We start from the raw sequence: 17,545 nt of genomic DNA on the forward strand, positions 1-17,545 counted from the left end.
CAACCACCTGACGCCGCGCGTCCTCGACATCGACGACCTGTACGCGCGCATGACCGCGCTCGGCATCACGATGATCGACGAGATCCAGGGCCCGCCGCGCTGGGAGGGTCCCGACGTGCTGCTGCGCCAGACGTCGTTCAAGGCGCTCGCCGAGCGGCGGCGGTTCCGCGAGGCGGACGGGTCGGTCGTGGACGGGACGCTCAGCGTCCGGTTCGGCGAGGTGGAGCAGCGCGGCATCGCCCTCACCCGCGCCGGCCGCGACCTGTACGACCGCATGATCGCCGAGGTCGACGCGCGGAAGGCGGCAGGAGCGGAGACCAACGACGCCAAGCTCGCCGTGTGGGCCGAGCACCTGCCGGCCACCGAGCAGGGGCTGGCGGACGCCGGCCTTGCCTTCTTCACCTACGAGGTTGCGGCCGGGCGGCCGGCGGGGGAGCCGCCGTCGGCCCTGAAGCGCCTTGTCGATGGCGGCTGGCTGGTTCGGACGCCCATCGTCTACGAGGATTTCCTGCCGCGCTCGGCGGCCGGCATCTTCGCCTCAAACCTGGATTCGTCGGGCAGCCGGGACGTCACCCGCGAGGGTGCGCCGCGCGACGAGGCCTGGCTGGCCGAGGCGATGGGGCGGATGGTTCACGACCCGATGGACCTCTACGCTGCCCAGCAGCGGGCCAGCCTGGACGCCGCGGGCGCGGCGTTGGGCGTCACGATCGACGAGGAGAACTGAGTTGAAGACCACCGCCGAACTCACCGAGCTGGCGCTCGGCGCGCTCGAGCGCCTCGGTGCCGACCTGACCACCGGGGCTGCGACGCTGCGCGCCCGCTCGCCGCTGACGGGCGGCGAGTTGTGCGACGTGCGCGCCGACGATCCGGCCGCCGTGGCGGCGGCCGTGCGGGCGGCGTCCGAGGCCTTCATCACGTGGCGGGAGACGCCGGCCCCGGTGCGCGGCGCGCTGGTCAAGCGGCTGGGCGAGCTGATCGGGGAGCACGCCGAGGATCTGGCGACGCTCGTGACGATCGAGGCGGGCAAGATCCACACCGAGGCGCTCGGTGAGGTGCAGGAGCTGATCGACATCTGCGACTTCGCCGTGGGCCTGAGCCGGCAGTTGTACGGCCGCACGATGCCGTCCGAGCGGGCCGGGCACCGGTTGCAGGAGACGTGGCAGCCGCTCGGGGTGGTCGGGGTGATCTCGGCGTTCAACTTCCCGGTGGCCGTGTGGTCGTGGAACACCGCGATCGCCTTGGTCTGCGGCGACCCGGTGGTGTGGAAGCCGTCCGAGCTGACGCCGCTGTGCGCGCTGGGCTGCGACGCCCTGCTGCAACGCGCAATGCGTGAACTGGACGCCCCGGCCGGACTCCACGCGGTGGTGCTGGGTGGGCGCGAGATCGGCGAGGCGCTGGTGGACGACGCGCGCGTTGCGCTCGTCTCGGCGACGGGCTCGACGCGCATGGGCCGCCAGGTGGGCCCGCGCGTGGCGGCACGCTTCGGTCGCTCGCTGCTCGAACTGGGCGGCAACAACGCGGTCATCGTGACTCCCTCGGCCGATCTCGACCAGGCGGTCAGCTCCATCGTGTTCGGGGCGGCCGGAACGGCCGGGCAGCGGTGCACGACGACGCGGCGGCTGCTCGTCCACGCCGACATCGCCGACGAGATCGTCGCGCGCGTGGCGAAGGGCTTCGACTCGCTGCCAGCCGGCGATCCGTTCGCCGACGGCGTCCTGCTGGGGCCGCTGGTGAACGAGAAGGCGTACGACGCCATGCGGGCATCGCTCGCCGCGGCCCGGTCGGCGGGCGGCGAGGTGGTGACGGGTGGTGACCGAATCGAGATGGGCTCGGCCGGCGCGGACGCCGCGGGCGGGTTCTGGGTGCGGCCTGCGCTCGTGCGGATGCCTGACCAGGCCGGTGCGATGCTGACCGAGACGTTCGCGCCGATCCTGTACGTGGTGACCTGGACGGACTTCGACGAGGCCCTCGCGCTGCACAACGGCGTGCCGCAGGGCCTGTCGAGCGGCCTGTTCAGCAACGACGTGCGGGAAGCCGAACGCTATCTCGGCCCCGGCGGCGCGGACACGGGCATCGCGAACGTGAACGCGGGTACGTCCGGGGCCGAGATCGGCGGCGCGTTCGGCGGCGAGAAGGAAACAGGCGGCGGCCGCGAGTCGGGGTCGGACGCGTGGCGCGCCTACATGCGCCGCGCGACGAACACCATCAACTACTCGGGTTCGGTGCAGCTCGCCCAGGGGGTCGACTTCGGCTGAGTCCCGGGCCGACACGCCGCCCGACAGGGCCCTTTGCAAACTGTCGGAGGTGGGGTGTTTGATCAGTCTCCCACGTGCGAACGCATGTTCGAAACGAGGAGGCTGAGGTGGTGGAGCTGACCCAGGTGCCGATGGGCCCGGCCCTTCCCCGGGAGGGGGTCGGGTTCACGGTGAGCTGCCGTGTGAGCGCCGGCGCGACGGGGCGGCCGCACGGGGTGCGGCTGTTGCCGGACTGGACGCTGGATGCCCCCCACGACCTCGCGACTGAGCGCATCGGGGTGGCGCTGGGCGGCGTCCTGACGTGTGTGGAGGTTGCGGATCGCTGGGTGCCCGCGGTGCGCGGCGTGCTGGAGCACCGGCACCGGTCGCGGCTGGCCGACCTGGAGCAGGTCGGAAGGGACACATGGAAGTCGTCTGACCCCGGGGCGTGCTCGTGCGCCCTCAGGACGTGGGATTCGTCGGCCGAGGCGGCGGCGCACCTGCGGACGGTCCAGCACTGGGCCAAGGTGTTCGGAGCGCCCGTGGCGAAGGTGGCCGAGATCGTCGAGCGGGCGGGAGGCCCGGAGGGGGAGGGGCGCTGCCCCCTGCGGCCCCACGAGGGCGTCGCCTGGCTGAGTGACCACCGCGGCCTCGACCAGCTGTGGGCGGCCGGAGTGCACCCGGCGCTCGTGCCCGGGCTCTGCCGCCCCCTGACGCCCCACGGCGGCACCCTGCCGACGCACCTGGTGCTCGCCCAGGCCTACAGCGGCGACCGGACTGGTTGGCTGGCGCAGTTCGCCGAGTTCGGCACCAGCGTGCTCACGTGGGCGGCCGGGCGGCACTGCGCGCGTGACGTGCGGAACCCGACGGAGCGGCGCGCCTGGGTCGTCGCGGGTTTCCCCGCCTTCGTGATCGACGGGGTCTTCGCCGGGAACGAGTACGGCTTGTCCGACGTGCACGCCTACGCGGCGGCGGTGGGCGTGGACGAACGCCAGGCGGCTCGGGTGCTGGGCGCCTGGCAGGTGTCGGGGACGCCGCCGCCGGTGGCGCGGCTGGTCGAACTCGCCGGCACCGATCGCATTCTGGCCGCTGTCCCCGGCCGGGCCGCCGTCGAGCGCGTGGTGCAGCAGGTCCGCGCGGGTGGTGCCCACGTGAGCGCGGTGGATGCGGCTCTCGCGCTCGTCCGCGCGGGCAACGCTCCCGACGCCGCCCGCCTGTTGCTCCGTGAGCTCGAAGAGAAGAACCCCGTCACGAAGGAGATCGCATGATCCGCAACCGCACCGACTACGAACACCTGCTGCAGGCCATGGGGTTGTGCGTTTCCGTCCGCATCCCTGTGCTGATCTGGGGCGACCCGGGGCAGGGCAAGACGGCGGTCGTCGAGGCCGTCCGGGCCGACGGTTGGCACGTCGAGACCCTGATCATCAGCCACTACGAGCCGAGCGACTTCGCCGGCCTGCCGATGCTGGTCGAGGGACGCGTCGAGCTCGCACCGCCCGCGTGGGCCGTACGGCTGCGCGACCACACCGGCCCCTCGATCGCCTTCTTCGACGAGTTCTCCACGGCCTCGCCGGCGCTCCAGGCGGCCGCGCTTCGTCCCTTGACCCACTATGAGGTGGGCTCGTTGCAGTTGCCCGAGACGGTGAGCTTCATGGCCGCCGCGAATCCGGCCGACGTGGCGGCGGCCGGGTGGGAGTTGGCCGCACCGACGGCGTCCCGCTTCGTGCACTTCGACTGGGAGCTGCCGCTGGAGGTGTACGGCGAGGCGCTCGTGACGGGGCGCTGGCCCACCATGCCCGTGTACGAGCCGGGTGTGGACTACCCGGAGGAACTGGCCCGGCAGCGGGTGCTGGTGTCGGGGTTTCTGCGGGCGCGGGAGAGCCAGCTGAGTTCGATCCCCAAGGCGGCGGTCGACCGGGGCAAGGCGTTCCCGACGCCCCGCACGTGGGACTACGCGGCGCGGCTGCTCGCGCTCGCCGTGCAGAAGGAGGCGCCGCCGAAAGTGCGGCAGCTGCTGGTGGCGGGCTGCATCGGCGAGGCGGCGGCGTATGAGTTCCTGTCGTGGGCCCAGATCCAGGACCTGCCCGACACCGACGAGGTGCTCGCCGCCCCCACGGCCGGCTGGTTCACGGGCACGCGGGCCGACCGGGTGTACGTGATCCTCCAGGGCGCTGTTGCGCTCGCAGCGGCTCGGGGCGATGGGGACACGTGGGGCGCCGCCGTCCGGGCCTGCTGCGCCGCTGCGGCCGAGGCAGGGGTGGACGCAGCCGTTCCGGCAGTGCGTGCGCTGCTCCGGTCCCGTCCGGCCGGGTCGACGCTGCCGGCCGAGGTGACGGTGTTCGGCCCCGTTCTGTCGCTGGCCGGCCTGTTGCCCGGCGCCGCTGGCTCCGGTGCGGGAGGGGCGGGCCGTGCCGCCCGTCGCTGATCGCGTCGCGGCCGCCAAGCTGTGGCTGATCAGCGAGCAGACCGCCCAGTTGCCCTACCTGGCCCAAGCGCTCTACGCGCTGGTGACGGTCGAGTCGGACGCGGTCGCGCGCGTCGCCGCCGACCGGTGGTGGCGGCTCTACGTCAACCCCGCGTGGGTGATGGCGGTGGACGCCGCGTCGCTGGCCCGTGCGATCACCCACCAGCTGTGGCACCTGCTGTTGGAGCACGCCGACCGCGCCGCGAGGGCGGGCGTCGACGCGGCGTCTCGGCACGCGTGGCACGCGGCCGCCGACCTGGCGATCGCCGACACGCTGGCGTCCTCGGGGGCGTCCGTGCTGAGCGGCGAGCTGGCGGAGCGGGTGGCCGCGTTGCGGGCCGGACGCCCCCAGCTTGACCCCGGCAAGTCGGCGGAGGAGTACTGGCTGGTGTTGAGGAAGACCCTGCCGCCGCCCGAGACGTCCGATCCCCGCGAGGACGGAGGAGAGGAGCGGCAAGAAGGCAGCGCCGCGGACGGGCAGGAGCGCGGCTGGGAACTGCCGGAGGCGGCCGATGTGGGCGGGCTGACCGATTTCGAGGCGGGCGCCGTGCGGCAGCGGGTCGCCATCGACTATCGGGCGCTGCGGGGCGAGCACGGCGACCAGCCGGGGGAGTTCGGCCGCTGGCTCCGGCGGATGACCGAGCCGTCGCTGCCGTGGCCGACGCTGCTTGCGCAGGCGGTGCGGCGGGGCGTCGGGTGGACGTCGGGGCGAACGCACACGACCTACACGCGACCGAACCGACGGGCGGCGTCCACGCCGGGGGTCGTCATGCCGGGCTGGCGGCGGCCGCAGCCGCAGGTGGCGTGCGTCGTGGACACCTCTGGGAGTGTGGACGACGTGCTGCTGGCGCGGGCGATGTCCGAGGTGGACGGCGCGCTGCGCCAGCTGGGGGCGGCGGTCGACGTGCTGGCCTGCGATGCAGCGGTGCACGCGGTGAGGCGAGTCCGCAAGGCATCCGAGGCGACCCTCGTGGGCGGCGGCGGCACCGACCTGCGCGTGGCGCTGGCGGCGGTGGAGCGGCTCCGTCCCCGGCCGACCCTGACGGTGGTGTTCACCGACGGCTGGACGCCCTGGCCCGAGACCCCGCCCGCCGGCTCCGCAGTCGTCGTGGCGCTCCTGTTGCGCCGTGACGAGGTGACTCTCGAAGTTCCCTCGTGGGCGACGGTGGTCCGCTGTGAGCTCGACGCCTGATCCGCCCGCCGTGGGGCCGCCGACAGGTCAGGCGATCACGGAGTCGCCGGTGCACAGGTCGAACGGCGTCGGCTGCTCGCCCTCCTCGACGCGCTCGAAGTCCCACTGGATCATCGTGTAGGCCTGCCGATCGGGCGCCTGAGGGCACGTTCCGATGCCCCAGGCCCGGATCACCGTCGGCTCCCAGCTGCCCTCCGCCGTCGACTGGCCCGGCCCCACCCAGATGGCCTCGCCGGTGCCGGTGGCGTTCTCGCCGCCCCAGCTGTCCCAGACCACGTTTCGCAGGATCGTCGTCGGGTGGTTGCCGAAGTCGACCTCCCTGGGTTCGGCTTCGCCGAAGCCCTTCTCCGAGGAGGAACTGGGCAGGTCGGCCCCGAGCACGATCGGCGACGGCGCGCTCGGCGCCGCCGCGGTTTCGGACGCCGCGGGCGGAGCCGTCGCGGTGGTGGCGGGCGTCGTCACGGACGCCGTCGGTGACGCCGGCGCCGGCGCAGCGGGCGTCGGAGTGCTGGCGGCGGGGGCTGCGCAGGCGCTGAGGGAGATGGCGAGGAATGCGGCCACGCCGCTGAGGGGGTGTCTCATGCCCCGATTCTGTCAGGCGTCCGGGTTTGCCGCCTGGCTGTCCCTCGGGGGCTGCGGGGTGGCGCAATAGAAGAAGTCGCCGGAGGCTGCCGCGTGGTAGCTCCTCTGTTGCCCGTCGACGGTGAGGACGAGTTGTCGGCCAGGCACGAGCGCCTGCGTGTAGGCCATGCCGGGCTGGGGGCAGCCCAGACTGCCGTCGCTCCATGTGACGACGGCGTAGCCCGTCACGCGGACGGCCGAGGCGTCCACCCCGCTTCGTTCGGCCTCGGCTGACACGGCGCGTTCCACGGCCGGGTCGGACGCCGCGTCGTGAGCGACGGTGGTCGGTAGCAGGCTCGGGTCAGCCGGCGCGGGAACCGGCTCGGGGTTCAGCGGGGTGAGGTTGCTCGGCAGCACGGTGGCCTCCGTGGTGGGCGTGGTGGTGGGTGAGGGTCGGGCGGATGTGTCGGCGCAGCCGGTGAGCCATACGACCAGGGAGGCCGCGGCGATGAAGGGGAGACGTGCGGTCATGGTCGGTTTCCTCCTCGTGGTGATCCATCGTAGTCAGCAGCGGGCGGGACGCCGCAGGGCCCCTCCCCGGATGGGGGGAGGGGCCCTGGGTTGTTGGCGGTTAGCCGTTCAGCGCGTCACCTCACGGGTTGACGGAGACGAGCGTGCTGCCGCCCACCGTCTGGCCCTCGAGGTAGTTGACCTGTCCGAGGTAACGCTTGCCGGCGTCCAGGCCCTGCCACGCTGCGGTGAGCGTGACCGGGGTGCCCTGGGTGACCTGCACCGGTGACGGCGTGACCGTCATGTTGTTCGCGTTGGCGTCCGACAGATTCCACACGTGCACGGGGACCGTGACCGCGTCGGGGCCGGCGAAGATGTCGACCGCAGCCACGTAGGTGCCCGGCGCGAGGTCGCGCAGCGTCACGGTCTCCGTGGAATCGCCGTTGCCGCTGCTGCCGACGCTCGTGATCGTGCCGGTGGGGTTGAGCCGGTACACGTTGAGGTCGAGGTCGGGAACCGTGGGGACCTCACTCGACCACGCGGCCACGCGCGTCACCTTCGTGCCGGCCGCGACCTGGAAGAAGGCGTAACCGTCGAGGACGGTGCCGTCTGTCTTCGTGGCCTCGACCGCGTTCACGGTGGAGGGGATCAGTCCGTCCACGTCGGTGTTCATGGTGCCGGTGTAGCCGGGCGTCACGCTGATCTGCGTGGAGCCGCCTGCGACCGTGCCGGTCACCTCGTCCGGGGCGGCGAACGCCACGGGCTTGACAGCGATCGGGCTGCGCACTGCGTTGAGCTTGGGCGAGTTCGGCACCCAGGTCAGCGACCCGAAGGTGTACTCGTTCAGCGGGGCGGTCGTGCGCGCGATGATCACCTTGAAGGTGGCGGTGCCACCGGGACGGACCGTGATCTTGTCGGGAACAACCTTGACCGCCGTGCCGGCCGGGGCCTCGACCTGCGCGCGGTATTGCATGGCCGACTTGGTGACGTTGGTCACCGTGCGCGTGACGGTCTGCACGCCGGCGAGCTTGCCGATGCCGATGCTCGGGTAGTTGAGGTCGCTGGGATCGATCGCGGGCAGCTTCGCGCAGTCCGCCGAGCCTCCGACCAACTGGAGTTGGCCGATGGCGCACGCGTAGGCGAGCCAGTCGCGGGCGCTCGAGTCGTAGACGAGACCGGGATCGTACGACCTGGGGGGCACGACCTCGCCGGAACCGAAGTTCAGCGGAGTGGCGTCACCGCCGGCCCACTGGATCGGCTTGCCCGCGTCGGTCGTCTGGCGTGCGGTGGTCATCATGGCCGACTTGATGGCCATCGGGCTCCACTTCGGGTACTTCTGCTTGAGCAGAGCACCCAGACCGGCGATGTGCGGCGCCGACATCGAGGTGCCCGACAGCGAGTCGAAGCGCGGCGCGCCGGTCGTCGGATCCTGGCTGTAGGCGGCGATCACGTCGACGCCGGGAGCGGTGATGTCGGGCTTGATCAGGTCGCCCTCGCCGGCCAGTGCCGGCCCGTAGGACGAGAAGCCGGCCATCGTCGGGGCGTCCACCTGGCTCGGGTCCACCTCGGAAATGGTGGCCGTGGCGCTCGCGCCCGCGGTGGCGATGTAGGTGAGGACCGGCTGGCGGTAGTCCGCGGCCAGATGGATGCTCGGGAGCGAGTGGAAGTCGGCGTTGAGCGACTGTGCGGCCGACGTGTTCGTCTGGATCATGCCGACGCCGCCCGCGAGCTTCACCGCGGCGCTCTTGTCGACGCGCGCGACGGTGCCGCGATCGCACTGGACGATCTTGCCCGTCACCTTGGCCGGGTCGAGCGTGGGCTGCTGGCCGTTGGCTGGGTTGTTGTCAGCGTCGAGCCAGCACTCACGTGCCGCCGTCTCGCTGACGCCCGGGAGGGCCACGTCCTTGGATGCCACGAGCGGCGCCGGGCCGGCTCCGGCGCCGACACCGACGCCCTCATAGGTCGCGCCGTTGCCGAGGGTGACCGTCTTCACGGCACCCCGGCTGTGGGTGGATGCCGCGACCGTCATCGTCCACGGGGAGTTGTGGGCGACAGAGGACTCGCCCACCGTGTCGCCGGAGTTGCCAGCGGAGGTCGAAACGAAGATGCCGGCCTCGGCGGCGCCGAAGAAGGCGAGCTCGTCGGCGGTCACCACGTACTGGCTCGAACCGGAGACCGAGTAGTTGATCACGTCGACACCGTCGGCGGTGGCGTCGTTGATAGCAGCGACGAGGCCGGCGGTCGTCCCCGATCCGCGGCCGTCGGCGGTCTGCCACAGACCCTTGTAGACGGCGATCTGGGCCATGGGTGCCATGCCGGAGCCCTCGCCCATGGCATTGCCCATGATCGACATCGGGACGCCGTGGTTGCCCCCGGCGGTGCCCGCCGTGTGGGAGCCGTGGCCGTTGGTGTCGCGCGGGCTGTTGTGGTCGTAGGAGACGTCGTTGCCGAACGCGGTGCCGTAGTAGCGCGCGCCGACGATCTTGTTGGTGCACTGGAACGCCGGGTCGTTCTCGGTCTGGCACACGAAGCCGGCCGGGCGCGGAGCACCGTTGACCAGCGGTGCGAAGCTCGGGTTGGCGGGGTCGATGCCCGTGTCGAGGACGCCGATGATCATGCCCTTGCCGGCCTTGTCGAAGCCGCCGAACTGCCGAGCCCAGACGCCCTGGGGGCCGCTGAGGCCGAGGTAGTCAGGGGTGGTGACGGTGTCGGCATACCGGACTTCGTCCTCCCACACGTTGAGGACGCCCTTGGTGCGGGCCATCTCGGCCGCCTCACCCGCGGTGAGTTTGGCGGTGAAGCCGTTGAAGGCGACGGTGAACTCGTGGGTCTTGGCGTTGTCGGTCACTCCGGCGTCGCGGAGTGCCTGGCGCTGTGCGTTGCGGAGGTGGGCCTCGTACGCGCGGGCGTTGCGCGAGTTGACGTTGACCTTCTCGCCCGGTGCGGGCGAGGTGGCCGGGATGTTGTTCACGCCCCCGTCATAAGCGGCGATCGGTGCGTCGGCGAGCTGGACGATGTAGGTCTTCTTCGACTGATCGACTTTGATCTCGGGCGCGGCGTGCGCCGGGAGCGCGAGCGGGGAGACCACGGTGAACGCGGCGGCCAGCGCGGCGATTCGCCTCCCTCTACGAGTGATCTGGGTCACGGGTACTTCTTTCGTTCGCTGGGTTGTGAGTTGGCGGAAGGGGAGTGGAGGAACGCGAACGACCCCGATGCCCCCGGAAGCCAGTTCGATCCAACAGCCCAACCAAAGGTGAAGTAAAGATGCTGAGCGTACTTCTTAACCTGAGCGTGACCTAAGGCAACCAAAGTGAAAGTGAACGCGTTCCCCCTTGTCAACCTCTCGTTGAAGAATGAATGAAGGAGGGCGTGGATGGCCGCGGCAAACGTTTCGGAATCGCGTCGAGGCCGACGTCTCGAACACGTCAGGCCGAGGGGTTGTTCGCGTGGATCTCTGGCCTGTCGGCGGGGCCGTCGCACCGGAGGGATTCGAGGGCTCCGAGGATGAGGTCGAGCCCGAAGGTGAACTCGTCCTTGGGGTTGTAGTCCATGGCTGCGAGTTCGGTGGCGGACTCGTTGAGGTAGGGAAACGACTCGGGGGGGAGCTGGGGCAGGTAGACGTCCTCGATCGTCGCCGTCAGCTCATCCGAGTCGGCGAACGGAACAGCGGCCTCCTGCAGGGCGAAGCCGTAGACGTAGCTGTCGAGCAGCCATGAGGCGTGCGTCGTCATGAGGACCGTGAAGCCGGCGGTCCGGAGGCAAGCAGCCATGGATTCGCGATGGTGGAGGTGGGTGGGCCCCGGCGTCGTCCGCGAGTCCATCAAGGCGATCGCCCATGGATGGTGCGCCAACACTTGACGGGCCGAGAGCGATCGGTGACGCATGGCCGAGCGCCAGTCGGTCCCCTCGGGGGGCGCCTCGATCTCCCCGAAGACGACGTCGATCATCGCGTCCAGGAGATCTTCCTTGCTCGCGACGTAGTGGTAGAGCGACATCGCGCCGGCGCCGAGCGCGCCGGCCAGCCGGCGCATGCTGAGCCCGTCCACCCCCTCGCGGTCGGCGATCTTGATCGCCTCCGCCACCACCTTCTGCTTGCTCAGCCCCGGCTCCGGCGCGGTCGGGCGCTGTTCTTTGGGGGTCACGGGACTCCTTGCACGGTTCGACGGGCTTGACAAGCGTACAACGTACGGAGATAGTACGACGTACGACGTACACCGTACGAGGGTCGTCGAAGCGTGCCCCAGTCGCCGCCCGGCGGGCTGGCGTCCATCTCGAAAGGAAAGCAATGCCCGACCGAACCACCGCCTCGAGCCCGCTCGACGGGTCCCGGATTCCAGTGCAAGCCAAGCTGGCCGCCGCCTGGACCAGCTTCATGTTCCTCTACGTCTATGTGGACTACCTGCACCTCTACAAGCCCGGGGTCGTGAGCGACATCTTGGCCGGCGTGGTCTTCACGTTCGAGATCAGCGCGGGCTTCGCCGTCACCGCGCTGGCCCTCACCATCGTCCCGGTCATCATGATCTGGCTGTCGGTGATCCTGCCGCCGCGGTACAACCGCGCCACCAACCTGGTCGTCGCCACGCTCCTCATTCCCTACATGGTGTTCAACGCGGCGGGGGCGGGATCGTGGCTGGCGTTCTACGCCCTGGGCATCGCCGTCGAGTTGCTGCTCCTGGCCTTCATCCTGCAGACCTCGTGGGCCTGGCCCCGGCGCGCCGCCGTTCGGCCGGCCGGGCTTCCCGGTGAAGCGGTGACCGACGCGCACATCGAATCGGTCACCCCGTGATCCGAACGTGTCCGGCCACGAAAGGCGCCTCTGCTCGGGCAGGGGCCGACAGGGGCCTCTGGCGGAGGATACGAGATTCGAACTCGTGAGGGCGTGAACCCAACCCGGTTTCCAACCGAGCGCCATAGGCCTCTAGGCGAATCCTCCGTCGGCTAGGGTACCGGACTCCGTCGCCTCCGCTCCAATCGGTCCGCAGCCTCGGATGAAAGCCGCGAACGCCGACGGGCGCCCTCCTCAAGGGAAGGCGCCCGTCGGCGTGTTCGGTCGGGATCAGCCGAGTAGCTTGGCCGCCAGATCCTTGGCGTCGCGGCTGTTGCGGGACTGGATGACCTGCTGGGCGGCGTCCTGGCACTGCTGCATGGTCACCTTGCCGAGCTGGACGCCGACGCCCGGGATCGCGCCCGTCGCCATGGACAGCGACGTGATGCCGAGGCCGATCAGGATGCACGCCAGCAGCGGATCGGCCGCGGCCTCGCCGCAGACGCCCACCGGCTTGCCCGCCTTCTGGCCGGCGGCGGCGGTGTTCGCGATGAGGCGGAGCACTCCCGGCTGCCACGGGTCGGTCAGCTGGGCGAGCGCGGAGCCCATGCGGTCGGCCGCCATCGTGTACTGCGTCAGGTCGTTCGTGCCGATCGAGAAGAACTCGACCTCCTCGAGGAACTTCTCGGGGAGAATGGCGACCGCCGGGACCTCGACCATGATGCCCGGCTTGAGATCGCGCTCACGGCACTTCTGGGCGAACTCGTACGCCTCGTCTACGGTGGCGATCATCGGCGCCATGACCCACGGCTCGGAGACGTTGTTGTCCTCGGCGGCCTGGGCGATGGCGTCCAGCTGGCGCTCGACGAGGCCCGGGTTCGTCCAGCCGAGACGGATGCCGCGGACGCCGAGCGCCGGGTTCTCCTCCTCCTCGTGGTTGGCGAACGGGACGGGCTTGTCGGAGCCGGCATCCAGTGTCCGGACGACGACCTTCTTGCCGCTGAATGCCTCGAACACCTCGCCGTAGATCTTCGCCTGCTCGTTGACGCTCGGCTCGGTCTGGGCCGACAGGAAGCACAGCTCGGTACGGAACAGGCCGACGCCCTCGGCGAGGCTCATGGACGCCTTGCGTGCGGCGGCGCCGTCCTGGACGTTGGCGAGCAGCTGAACGGGCACGCCGTCCTTCGTCTGGGCCGGACCCGCCCACGAGCGGATCTCGTCGCGGAGCGCCTGGTCCTTGGCGACGAGGTCCTTCGCCATCGCCTGGTCGGGCTCGAGGGTGATGATGCCGCTCGTGCCGTCGACCAGGATCTCGGTGCCCTCGGCAACGGTGTCGAGCGCCGAGGCGGCGACGATGCACGGGATGCCGAGCTGGCGGGCGATGATCGCGGTGTGGCTCGTCGGGCCGCCCAGGCGGGTGACGAGGGCCTTGACCAGCGACGGGTCGAGGCCGGCCGTGTCGGCCGGTGCGAGGTCCTCGGCGCACAGGATCACGGGCGACGTGGGCTTCGGCACGCCCGGCTCGGGCAGGCCCATGAGCTCGGCGACGACGCGGTTGCGGATGTCCTTGAGGTCGGTGGTGCGCTCGGCCATGAGCCCGCCGAGCTTCTCGAACTGGGCGACGAACTGGGCGATCGCGGCGGTCACGGCGGTCTCGGCCGAGGAGCCGGCGTTGATGGCCTTGGTGGCGGCGCGGTTCCAGCCGCGGTCCGCGGCGAGCTTGGCGGTCGCCCCGAGCACCTCGGAGGCAGCGCCGGTGGCGTTGCTCGCGCGGTCCTCGAAGCGGGTCACCACGGTTTGGGCCGCACGCTTGAAGCGTTCGACCTCGGCGGGACGATCCTCCTCCGTGATCGGTGCCGGGTTGCTCGGCGGGACGGGGGCGGGGCGGGTCCAGGCGGCGGGTGCGTAGGCGAAGCCTGCAACGACACCTGTTCCGCGGACGGTTTGTTGTTCCATGTGATTCCTCCGCATTGAGCTCGACGGTGCCCCCCGATCATATCCCGCACGAACTCTTGCCGGGCCCACACAATGTAGGTATACCAAGTTGGGGGATGGTGTCGGGTTACTCGTATCAGTAGGCTTGTCGCAACCAGTACCGAAGAACGAGGCAGTCATGGTCAACATGTACGCAGAAGAGCGCCAGCACGCGATCGTCACGCGGGCGCGCGACCTGGGTCGCGTATCGGTCGCCGAGCTGGCCGGCCGGTTCGCGGTGACCCCGGAGACGATCCGTCGCGATCTCGACACGCTCGCGGAGCGCGGCCTCCTCTCCCGCGTGCACGGCGGCGCCGTGCCTGCCGACAAGCTGCGCCTCGCCGAGGCGCCGGTGGACACCCGCGACATCTCCCACCCGGAGGAGAAGCTCGCCATCGCCCGCCGGGCCGTCGACCTGTTGCCGCATCGGGAGGGCCTGACCCTCCTGCTCGACGGCGGCACCACCACGGCGCGCGCGTGCGCGCTGCTTCCCAGCTGGATCTCGATGGTGGTGACGAACTCGGTCCCCTCCGCCGCAGCGCTGTCCGCGCGGGGCGATGTCGACGTCTTGTTCATCGGCGGTCAGGTGCGCGGCATCACCCAGGCCACGGTCGGCGCGGACGCCCTCTCGGTCCTCCAGCGGCTGCGCGTCGATGTCGCGTTCCTCGGCTCGAACGGCTTTTCGACGGCCCACGGCTTCTCGACACCCGACCCCGCCGAGGCCGCGATCAAGACCGCCATGATCGCCTGCGCCCGCGAAGCCTACGTGCTGGCCGATTCCTCCAAGCACGGCGTCGACCACCTCGTCCAGTTCGCCGGACTCGGCGACGTGGAACTGCTGATCACCGATCGGGGCCTGTCGGCGTCCGCACTGAGCGAGCTGACCGACGCCGACCTGCGCGTCGACCGGGCCTGAGCCGTGCGGGTCGCCGTCGCCCAGGTCGCGGCCTCGACCGAGCCGGCCGACAATCTCGAACTCGTCCGGCAGTGGGTCCGCCGCGCCGCGGACGCCGCCGCCGGCCTGGTCGTGTTCCCCGAAGCGACGATGGCCTCGTTCGCGCGGCGGTCCACCGAGGTCGCCGAGCCGCTCGACGGTGAGTTCGCCGGCGGCGTCCGCACCGTGGCGGCCGAGGCCGGGATCACCGTCGTCGTCGGTCTGTTCACCCCCGGTGCGGCAGCCGGAGACAGGCCGCGCGCCCGGAACACGACCCTGGTCGTCGGTCCGCACGGTGAGGCGACCTACGACAAGATCCACCTCTTCGATGCGTGGGGCTTCGAGGAGTCGCGGCATGTCGAGGCCGGGTCGACACCGGTCGTGACCGACGCCGGCGGAGTCCGCCTCGGCCTGGCGACGTGCTACGACGTGCGGTTCCCCGAGTTGTTCAAGCACCTCGCCCGACAAGGCGCGCAGGTGATCGTGGTGCCGGCGTCGTGGGCGAACGGGCCCGGCAAGGCCGCGCAGTGGCAGGCGTTGTGCGTCGCCCGGGCGCTGGACTCGACGTGCTTCGTCGTGGGCGCCGGGCAGGCGGATCCGGCGTCCGTGGGCGTGCAGGTGGAATCGGCAGCGCCGACAGGTGTGGGGCACAGCCTGGTCGTGGGGCCGCTCGGCGACGTGCTCGCCCGCGCCGGGGAGGCCCCGGAACTGCTCGTCGCCGACCTCGACATCAGCGGTCTGGACGCCGCCCGTGACCGTCTGCCGGTGCTCGCGAACTCCCGGTTCGGCCTGGTGCCGCCGACCGGCTAGACTGGGTGAAGGTCCCCGCGCGGTGGTACCTCGCCCAACTCCCCCAGGGCCGGAAGGCAGCAAGGGCAAGTGAGCTCTTCCAGGTGCGCGGGGGCCCCTGTACATCCAGAGCTGTACGTCAAGGGCTGTGCGTCCAGGGCTGTGCGTCCGGGGCGGCGGTCAGCCGGAGCGGCTGCCGAAGAAGCCCTCGATGCGGAGCAGGCCCGCACCCGCGAGGGGCTCGGTCGGCCGGCCGGTGAAGCGGGGGCTGAAAAGTGTCGGAGCGCCCCCGTAAGGTGACTGTCGTGGCAGATGATCCGCTCGACCTGTTCGACGAAGGGGGCGACGCCGAGGAGTCGGCAGCGCTCGACGTCTACGGCCAGGACGGTCCCGACCTGTTCGGCACCGAGCCCGACGAGTTGATCCTGCCCCCCGAACCCGTCGCCGCGGACGACCCGGAGGTCGACGTGGAGATGGACACGATGGACGAGATCCCCATCGAGGAGCCCGACGACGATCCCCCGCAGGTCGAGCCTGCCGGCAGCGCGTTGGTCCGCCCCGTCGAGACTCAAGCCCCCCCACCGCGCGGCCACCGCCCCGAGGCGCCGCTGGCGCTGTACCGGCGCTACCGCCCCGACACGTTCGCCGACGTCATCGGTCAGGAGCAGGTCACGGCGCCGCTCCAGCGGGCGCTGGCGAACAACCGGGTGAACCACGCGTACCTGTTCAGTGGCCCACGCGGTTGCGGGAAGACGACATCGGCGCGCATCCTGGCCCGCTGCCTGAACTGCGCCCAGGGGCCGACACCGACGCCGTGCGGTGTCTGCCGGAGCTGCCTCGACCTCGCGCGCGGCGGCACGGGCAGCATCGACGTGATCGAGATCGACGCCGCATCCCACGGTGGCGTCGACGAAGCGCGCGACCTGCGGGAACGGGCCTTCTTCGCGCCCGTGAGCAGCCGCTACAAGATCTACATCATCGACGAGGCGCACATGGTCACGACGCAGGGCTTCAACGCCCTGCTCAAGGTCGTGGAGGAGCCGCCGCCGCACGTCAAGTTCATCTTCGCGACCACCGAGCCCGAGAAGGTCATCGGAACGATCCGCTCGCGCACGCACCACTACCCGTTCCGGCTCGTGCCCCCGCGCACGCTGTCGGCCTACCTCGGGCAGGTGTGCGCGGCCGAGGGCGTCCGCGTGGAGGAGTCGGTCTTGCCGCTGGTCGTGCGGGCAGGGGCGGGTTCGGTGCGCGACTCGCTCAGCGTTCTCGACCAGTTGCTCGGCGGCGCCGCCGAGACCGGGGTCACGCATGCGCAGGCGGCTGCCCTGCTCGGCTACACGCCCGACAGCCTGCTCGATTCGGTCATGGACGCCTTTGCCGCCGGCGATGCGGAAAGTGTCTTCTCGGTCATCGACAAGGTCATGGAGGTGGGGCAGGATCCGCGGCGGTTCGCCGAGGATCTGCTGCGTCGGCTGCGTGACCTCATCATCGTCGCTGCGGTGCCGGACGCCTTCGCCACCGGTCTGGTCGACGTGGCCGGCGACCAGGCGGAACGCCTGACGACCCAGGCTGCCGGCATGGGGCCGGGCGAGCTCACCCGGGCCGCGGAGGTGATCGCGAAGGGACTGACCGAGATGCGCGGCACGACCGCGCCACGGTTGCACCTGGAGTTGATGTGTGCGCGCGTCCTGCTGCCGGGCGCCGATGTGGACGTCCGCGGCGTCCACGCACGGCTCGACCGCCTCGAGCGCCGGCTGAACATGGCTGCCCCGGAGCGCCTCTCGGCTGTGGAGCGCCCGTCCGCCCCCGAGGTGACGCCACCAGACCGCGCGCCCAGTCCTGTCGAGAAGCCATCAGGCCGCCCGTCGAGGCCTGTCGAGACGCCGCAGGACGGCTCGTCGAGCGCTGTCGAGACGCCGCCGGATCCTTGGCGGAGCCCGGAGCCGGCTCAACCCGTCGCGGAGCGGGCGCAGCCCGCAGCGGAGCCGGAGCTCGCGCGGGCGGAGGCGGCGGCGTCCGACCCGGGAACGGTGTCGACGGCGGGCATCCGGTCCATGTGGCCGCAGGTGCTGGACGCGGTGAAGAACAGACGTCGCGTGACATGGATCGTGTTGCGGGAGAA

General features: G+C 71.1%; 14 protein-coding genes, 1 tRNA gene and 1 other RNA gene. 10 read left to right on the forward strand and 6 right to left on the reverse strand.

The features are described 5' to 3' along the window. From Q1K57_RS06010 to Q1K57_RS06030, 5 genes are all read left to right on the forward strand, one after another. Positions 1 to 724, forward strand: a 724-nt coding sequence (locus Q1K57_RS06010; protein WP_300079998.1) for a DUF1338 family protein, incomplete at its 5' end; no start/stop codon positions are given. 1 nt (position 725) lies between these two features. Then, on the forward strand, positions 726 to 2,255 hold the full coding sequence (locus tag Q1K57_RS06015) for an aldehyde dehydrogenase family protein (RefSeq protein ID WP_300080000.1): 1,530 nt from the start codon (positions 726 to 728) through the stop codon (positions 2,253 to 2,255). Positions 2,256 to 2,362: 107 nt separating this feature from the next. Further along, complete coding sequence (locus tag Q1K57_RS06020) at positions 2,363 to 3,502, forward strand: hypothetical protein (protein ID WP_300080001.1); 1,140 nt, start codon at positions 2,363 to 2,365, stop codon at positions 3,500 to 3,502. Further along, the gene (locus Q1K57_RS06025) at positions 3,499 to 4,659 is read left to right on the forward strand and encodes a hypothetical protein (RefSeq protein ID WP_300080002.1); all 1,161 of its coding nucleotides are present in this window, start codon (positions 3,499 to 3,501) and stop codon (positions 4,657 to 4,659) included. Before Q1K57_RS06020 ends, Q1K57_RS06025 begins: the two co-directional genes overlap by 4 nt. Then, the gene (locus Q1K57_RS06030; protein WP_300080003.1) at positions 4,643 to 5,890 is read left to right on the forward strand and encodes a VWA-like domain-containing protein; all 1,248 of its coding nucleotides are present in this window, start codon (positions 4,643 to 4,645) and stop codon (positions 5,888 to 5,890) included. Before Q1K57_RS06025 ends, Q1K57_RS06030 begins: the two co-directional genes overlap by 17 nt. A gap of 27 nt (positions 5,891 to 5,917) precedes the next feature. Here Q1K57_RS06030 and Q1K57_RS06035 read toward each other — a convergent pair whose 3' ends face one another. The 4 genes from Q1K57_RS06035 to Q1K57_RS06050 all read right to left on the reverse strand — a co-directional run bounded on the left by Q1K57_RS06035 (position 5,918) and on the right by Q1K57_RS06050 (position 11,103). Continuing rightward, on the reverse strand, positions 5,918 to 6,472 hold the full coding sequence (locus Q1K57_RS06035; RefSeq protein WP_300080004.1) for a hypothetical protein: 555 nt from the start codon (positions 6,470 to 6,472) through the stop codon (positions 5,918 to 5,920). Positions 6,473 to 6,484: 12 nt separating this feature from the next. Further along, complete coding sequence (locus Q1K57_RS06040; protein ID WP_300080005.1) at positions 6,485 to 6,982, reverse strand: hypothetical protein; 498 nt, start codon at positions 6,980 to 6,982, stop codon at positions 6,485 to 6,487. A 121-nt stretch (positions 6,983 to 7,103) separates the two neighbouring features. Then, positions 7,104 to 10,106, reverse strand: coding sequence for a S8 family serine peptidase (locus Q1K57_RS06045; RefSeq protein ID WP_300080007.1), 3,003 nt, complete (start codon positions 10,104 to 10,106; stop codon positions 7,104 to 7,106). A 280-nt stretch (positions 10,107 to 10,386) separates the two neighbouring features. After that, positions 10,387 to 11,103: a TetR/AcrR family transcriptional regulator gene (locus Q1K57_RS06050; protein WP_300080008.1), complete on the reverse strand. Its 717-nt coding sequence runs from the start codon at positions 11,101 to 11,103 to the stop codon at positions 10,387 to 10,389. 143 nt (positions 11,104 to 11,246) lie between these two features. On the opposite strand from Q1K57_RS06050, the gene Q1K57_RS06055 reads away from it, so the two are divergent. Further along, a complete protein-coding gene (locus Q1K57_RS06055) occupies positions 11,247 to 11,747 on the forward strand; it encodes a DUF6326 family protein (protein WP_300080010.1) in 501 nt (166 codons plus the stop codon). Between the two features lie 59 nt (positions 11,748 to 11,806). Here Q1K57_RS06055 and Q1K57_RS06060 read toward each other — a convergent pair. Continuing rightward, positions 11,807 to 11,894: transfer RNA gene (locus tag Q1K57_RS06060), tRNA-Ser, on the reverse strand. Positions 11,895 to 12,017: 123 nt separating this feature from the next. Then, positions 12,018 to 13,682 carry a phosphoenolpyruvate--protein phosphotransferase gene (gene ptsP / locus Q1K57_RS06065; RefSeq protein WP_300080012.1) on the reverse strand — a complete coding sequence of 555 codons (1,665 nt, stop codon included), beginning with the start codon at positions 13,680 to 13,682 and terminating at the stop codon, positions 12,018 to 12,020. A 157-nt stretch (positions 13,683 to 13,839) separates the two neighbouring features. On the opposite strand from ptsP, the gene Q1K57_RS06070 reads away from it, so the two are divergent. The 4 genes from Q1K57_RS06070 to Q1K57_RS06085 all read left to right on the forward strand — a co-directional run. After that, complete coding sequence (locus tag Q1K57_RS06070; RefSeq protein WP_300080014.1) at positions 13,840 to 14,616, forward strand: DeoR/GlpR family DNA-binding transcription regulator; 777 nt, start codon at positions 13,840 to 13,842, stop codon at positions 14,614 to 14,616. Positions 14,617 to 14,619: 3 nt separating this feature from the next. Further along, positions 14,620 to 15,444 carry a carbon-nitrogen hydrolase family protein gene (locus tag Q1K57_RS06075; RefSeq protein ID WP_300080016.1) on the forward strand — a complete coding sequence of 275 codons (825 nt, stop codon included), beginning with the start codon at positions 14,620 to 14,622 and terminating at the stop codon, positions 15,442 to 15,444. Between the two features lie 6 nt (positions 15,445 to 15,450). After that, an RNA gene (gene ffs, locus Q1K57_RS06080) (signal recognition particle sRNA small type) lies at positions 15,451 to 15,547 on the forward strand. 181 nt (positions 15,548 to 15,728) lie between these two features. Further along, on the forward strand, positions 15,729 to 17,545 hold a 1,817-nt coding region (locus tag Q1K57_RS06085; RefSeq protein WP_300080018.1), incomplete at its 3' end, for a DNA polymerase III subunit gamma and tau.

This window comes from Propioniciclava sp., assembly GCF_029977985.1.
Lineage (GTDB): Bacteria > Actinomycetota > Actinomycetes > Propionibacteriales > Propionibacteriaceae > Propioniciclava.